Origin of the sequence: Pseudomonas sp. USTB-Z (assembly GCF_019691255.1) — a bacterium.
GTDB lineage: Bacteria > Pseudomonadota > Gammaproteobacteria > Pseudomonadales > Pseudomonadaceae > Aquipseudomonas > Aquipseudomonas alloputida.
Window position 1 is genome coordinate 1 of record NZ_JAECZP010000045.1, and the last position, 5014, is coordinate 5014.

General features: G+C 62.5%; 4 protein-coding genes. 2 read left to right on the forward strand and 2 right to left on the reverse strand.

Going from position 1 to position 5014, the window contains the following annotated elements; all coding sequences use genetic code 11:
• Positions 1-145: 145 nt before the first annotated feature.
• Positions 146-1363: an argininosuccinate synthase gene (locus I8746_RS26685; protein ID WP_003254941.1), complete on the reverse strand. Its 1218-nt coding sequence runs from the start codon at positions 1361-1363 to the stop codon at positions 146-148.
• A 639-nt stretch (positions 1364-2002) separates the two neighbouring features.
• Positions 2003-2944: an OmpA family protein gene (locus I8746_RS26690; protein ID WP_012051398.1), complete on the reverse strand. Its 942-nt coding sequence runs from the start codon at positions 2942-2944 to the stop codon at positions 2003-2005.
• Between the two features lie 130 nt (positions 2945-3074).
• Here I8746_RS26690 and pyrC point away from each other — a divergent pair, with 130 nt between their 5' ends.
• Positions 3075-4121, forward strand: coding sequence for a dihydroorotase (gene pyrC / locus I8746_RS26695; RefSeq protein ID WP_014755516.1), 1047 nt, complete (start codon positions 3075-3077; stop codon positions 4119-4121).
• Positions 4122-4180: 59 nt separating this feature from the next.
• Positions 4181-4792, forward strand: coding sequence for a ribonuclease T (rnt, locus tag I8746_RS26700; protein WP_010952252.1), 612 nt, complete (start codon positions 4181-4183; stop codon positions 4790-4792).
• Positions 4793-5014: the final 222 nt, after the last annotated feature.

Genomic DNA, 5014 nt, shown 5'->3' on the forward strand with positions numbered 1-5014 from the left:
TTGCCGGGTGTGTAGAGGACTTTCACCCCCAAGTCACCAGCGAGGCCACCACAGCCAAGCTGGTTGCGCTATCGCGCAACGCGCCATGCCTGGCGCACCATAAAAAAACCCCGGACTGAGCCGGGGTTTTCGCACACACCAGCAATCAGAGCAGCGAACGGCCCTTGTTGGCGGCAATGCGCATACGCAGTGCATTGAGTTTGATGAAGCCAGCAGCATCTGCCTGGTTGTAGGCACCACCATCTTCTTCAAAGGTGGCGATGTTGGCGTCGAACAGCGAATCGTCCGACTTGCGGCCAACCACGGTCACATTGCCCTTGTACAGTTTCAGGCGTACCACACCATTCACGTTGACCTGCGAAGCGTCGATCATCTGCTGCAGCATCAGACGCTCCGGGCTCCACCAGTAGCCGGTGTAGATCAGGCTGGCATACTTTGGCATCAGCTCATCTTTCAGGTGAGCGACTTCGCGGTCCAGGGTGATCGACTCGATGGCACGGTGTGCCTTGAGCATGATGGTACCGCCAGGCGTTTCGTAGCAACCGCGCGACTTCATGCCGACGTAACGGTTTTCGACGATGTCCAGACGGCCGATGCCGTTGGCACCACCGATACGGTTCAGGTCTGCCAGGACGGTGGCCGGGGATTTCTCGACGCCGTCGATGGCAACGATGTCACCATTGCGGTAGGTCAGCTCGATGTAGGTAGCCTGGTCCGGGGCGTTCTCAGGCGAGACACTCCAGCGCCACATGTCTTCTTCGTGCTCGGTCCAGGTATCTTCCAGGACACCGCCCTCGTAGGAGATGTGCAGCAGGTTGGCGTCCATCGAGTACGGCGACTTCTTCTTGCCGTGGCGCTCGATCGGGATGCCGTGCTTCTCGGCGTAGTCCATCAGCTTTTCGCGGGACAGCAGGTCCCACTCACGCCATGGGGCGATGACCTTGACGCCTGGCTTCAGGGCATAGGCACCCAGCTCGAAGCGCACCTGGTCGTTACCCTTGCCGGTGGCGCCATGGGAAATGGCGTCAGCGCCGGTTTCGTTGGCGATTTCGATCAGACGCTTGGCGATCAGCGGACGGGCGATGGAAGTACCCAGCAGGTACTCGCCTTCGTAGACGGTGTTGGCGCGGAACATCGGGAACACGAAATCACGCACGAATTCTTCGCGCAGGTCGTCGATGTAGATCTCTTTAACGCCCATTGCCTGGGCCTTGGCACGGGCCGGTTCGACCTCTTCGCCCTGCCCCAGGTCAGCGGTGAAGGTCACCACTTCGCAGTTGTAGGTATCCTGCAGCCACTTGAGAATCACCGAAGTATCAAGGCCGCCGGAATACGCCAGTACGACCTTTTTTACGTCCGCCATGCCATCACTCCACGGGGTTGTACGGAAAGGGACCGATTCTACCGGCGTTGCGGATAAATTTACAGTGGGGCGACAGCTTCTGACGACAAAGCGACAGGAACTTTCGTAGGGGCGACGGGCGGTCGGTTGCGGGATGTGGCATGAGGACCATGGAGGGGCGTCGAGCCGCAGCGTGCATGCCTTGAGGAGTTCAGCGCCTGTGAGATCGAGCGCCGCCAGGTGTCCGCCTCGACACATTCTGCGCCTGTGAAACCGAGCGCCGCCAGGTGTCCGCCTCGACACATTCTGCGCCTGTGAGACCGAGCGCCGCCAGGTGTCCGCCTCGACACATTCTGCGCCTGTGAGACCAAGCGCCGCCCGCGCGGCGCTTCGCGGGTAAACCCGCTCCTACGTTTGTTTCGGGCCAATTATGCCTGTGAGATTCGCGCGCGAACGCCTTGGTGCCTATCTCGATATCGCGTCGTACCAACAAGGCGGTCGCGCACGCCAGGCACAGGATGGACTGGCCCGAAACAAACGTAGGAGCGGGTTTACCCGCGAAGCGCCGCGCGGGCGGCGCTCGATCTCACAGGCGCTGAAAATGTTATGACGAACCCCTGGCGGCCTTGATGCGAGCCCATGACATGCACCGACCAGATCTCAGGGCGCCTTCGCCCCCGGGACGCCCGAGGCAGGTGCAACAGCCGGCGCCGCTTGCTCAACCGGCTTTTCCACCGGTTTCTCAACCACCGCCACCCGATCCAGCTCGATATTCACCCGCCGATTACGCGCCCGATTCGACGCACTGTTGTTCTTCGCGAGCGGATAACGTTCGCCATGGAAGCGCACAGTGATCTGCTCCTCCGGCACACCGTTAGCCTTGAAGTAATCGGCAACGGCCAATGCCCGACGGCGCGACAGGTCGCGGTTGGTAAGGCGGTTGCCACTGTTGTCGGAGTGGCCGTTGAGCTCGACATGATTCACCGTCGGGTCGGCTTTCATGTAATCGAGGATCACGTCCAGCCGCGCCTTGGCTGCTGCATCCAGCTCGATACCGCCCCCGGGGAAACCCACCTGGGTCTGGCGCACCTGGTCGTAGTTCATCGGCAACAGTTTGCCAGCACAGACCTGATAGTCATTGTAGGCTTTGGCGAAGCTGACCGGCAGCACTCGCACCTCCATCGGCCTGCCCGCCTCACCGGTGTAGTTGCGCACGACGGTGCTACGCCCGTCGAGCAAGCCGTTGATCAGCCGGCTGGCCTGCCCTTGGGAGGAGCTGAACAGCACACCACTGCGGGCCATACGCACATTGCCCAGGTTGATATCGCCACGCCCTGGTTGCCACGGCGCTGCCGCGGCCAGCAGGCTGGCGGTGCCTGCACCCAGTACGTTGCTGTCCGACCGCAGCTGGAACACCGGCTGCTCGCCTGCCCGACGCACGAACGTACCGCTGCCGAAACCTTCGATCGGCTGGCTCAGACGGCACTCGAACTGGTCACCCTCGACCTTCCAGGCAATATTTTCCATGCGCGTCTGGAAAGTCAGTGCGCCGGCCGGCAGGCTGGCGAACAGGGTCAACAGGGCTAGGTAACGCTGGCGCACGGGCGGCTCCACAAATTCTGGCGGCTTACCTGCAGGCTATCGGACGCTGTCCGGAAAACTTGATAGCCGTGCTCGCCCCGGGGTTTTCCGGTAGGATTGGGGCTTGAGTTCGACCCGCCTGGAATCCCCAATGTCCGATCGCCTGACCCTCCTGCGCCCCGACGACTGGCACATCCATCTGCGCGATGGTGCCGTCCTGCCCCACACCGTTGGCGACGTGGCGCGTACCTTCGCCCGTGCCATCATCATGCCCAACCTCGTGCCGCCGGTGCGCAATGCCAACGAGGCCGGCGCCTACCGTGAGCGCATTCTGGCTGCCCGCCCGGCCGGCAGCCGCTTCGAGCCGCTGATGGTGCTGTACCTCACCGACAACATCAGCCCCGAGGACATCCGCGCGGCCAAGGCCAGCGGTTTCGTGTACGCCGCCAAGTTGTACCCGGCCGGCGCCACCACCAACTCCGATTCCGGCGTGACCAGCATCGACAACATCTTCCCGGCCATAGAGGCAATGGCGGAAGTGGGCATGCCGCTGCTGGTCCATGGCGAAGTGACCCGCAGCGAGATCGACGTGTTCGACCGCGAGAAGCGCTTCATCGACGAGCACATGCGCCGTGTGGTCGAGCGCTTCCCGACGCTGAAAGTGGTGTTCGAACACATCACCACCAGCGATGCCGCGCAGTTCGTCACCGAGGCCCCGGCCAACGTGGGTGCGACCATCACCGCCCAGCACCTGCTGTACAACCGCAACCACATGCTGGTCGGCGGCATTCGCCCGCACTTCTACTGCCTGCCGATCCTCAAGCGCAACACCCACCAGGTGGCCTTGCTGGACGCAGCCACCAGCGGCAATCCGAAGTTCTTCCTCGGCACCGACTCGGCACCTCATGCCCGTCACGCCAAGGAAGCAGCCTGCGGTTGCGCGGGTTGCTACACCGCCTATGCGGCCATCGAGATGTACGCCGAAGCGTTCGAGCAGCGTAACGCGCTGGACAAGCTGGAAGGCTTCGCCAGCCTGCACGGCCCGGCCTTCTATGGCCTGCCGGCGAACACCGACACCATTACCCTGGTCCGCGAAGAATGGACCGCTCCGGAAAGCCTGCCATTTGGCGAGCAAACCGTAGTCCCGCTGCGCGCTGGCGAAAAACTGCGCTGGCGCCTGCTGGAGAAAAACGCGTGAGCGAAGACCTTTACGAAGACGACCTGGACACCCAAGGCAGCAGCGGTCCTCGCCACCCGATGGCCGAGCGCTTCCGCGGCTATCTGCCGGTCGTGGTGGATGTTGAAACCGGTGGTTTCAACAGCGCTACCGATGCATTGCTGGAAATTGCCGCCGTCACCATCGGCATGGACGAGAAAGGCTTCCTGTTCCCCGAACACACCTACTTCCACCGCGTGGAGCCGTTCGAGGGCGCCAACATCGAGCCGGCCGCACTTGAGTTCACCGGGATCAAGCTGGACCACCCGCTGCGCATGGCGGTCAGCGAGGAAAGCGCGATGACCGACATCTTCCGTGGCGTGCGCAAGGCACTCAAGGCCAACGGCTGCAAGCGGGCAATTCTGGTCGGCCACAACAGCAGCTTCGACCTGGGTTTCCTCAATGCAGCAGTGGCGCGCAATGACCTGAAGCGCAACCCGTTCCACCCGTTCTCCAGCTTCGACACCGCCACCCTGGCGGGCCTGGCGTATGGCCAGACCGTGCTGGCACGAGCCTGCCAGAGCGCTGACATCGATTTCGACGGGCGTGAGGCGCACTCGGCACGTTATGACACCGAGAAAACGGCTGAGCTGTTCTGCGGCATCGTCAACCGCTGGAAAGAAATGGGCGGCTGGCGCGATTTCAACGATTGATCTGCCAAAGGCATTCGCGGGCACGCCCGCTCCCACAGGTTCACCTTTGCCTTCAGGCATGCAGAAAATCGGTGGGAGCGGGCGCGCCCGCGAAGAGGCCGGCACAGGAAGAATTGAGTAGGAGGCGGGTTCACACCCGCCGTCCTCTCACACCACCGTGCGTACGGTTCCGTACACGGCGGTTCAAGCTATGCGGCTAAGCCGGTTGATCGTATCCAGTAT

Excerpts from the sequence above, each read along its gene's own strand:
- rnt (WP_010952252.1), top strand. The coding sequence starts at position 4,181 with ATGGCCGAGCGCTTCCGCGGCTATCTGCCGGTCGTGGTGGATGTTGAA.
- I8746_RS26685 (WP_003254941.1), bottom strand. The coding sequence starts at position 1,363 with ATGGCGGACGTAAAAAAGGTCGTACTGGCGTATTCCGGCGGCCTTGAT.
- pyrC (WP_014755516.1), top strand. The coding sequence starts at position 3,075 with ATGTCCGATCGCCTGACCCTCCTGCGCCCCGACGACTGGCACATCCAT.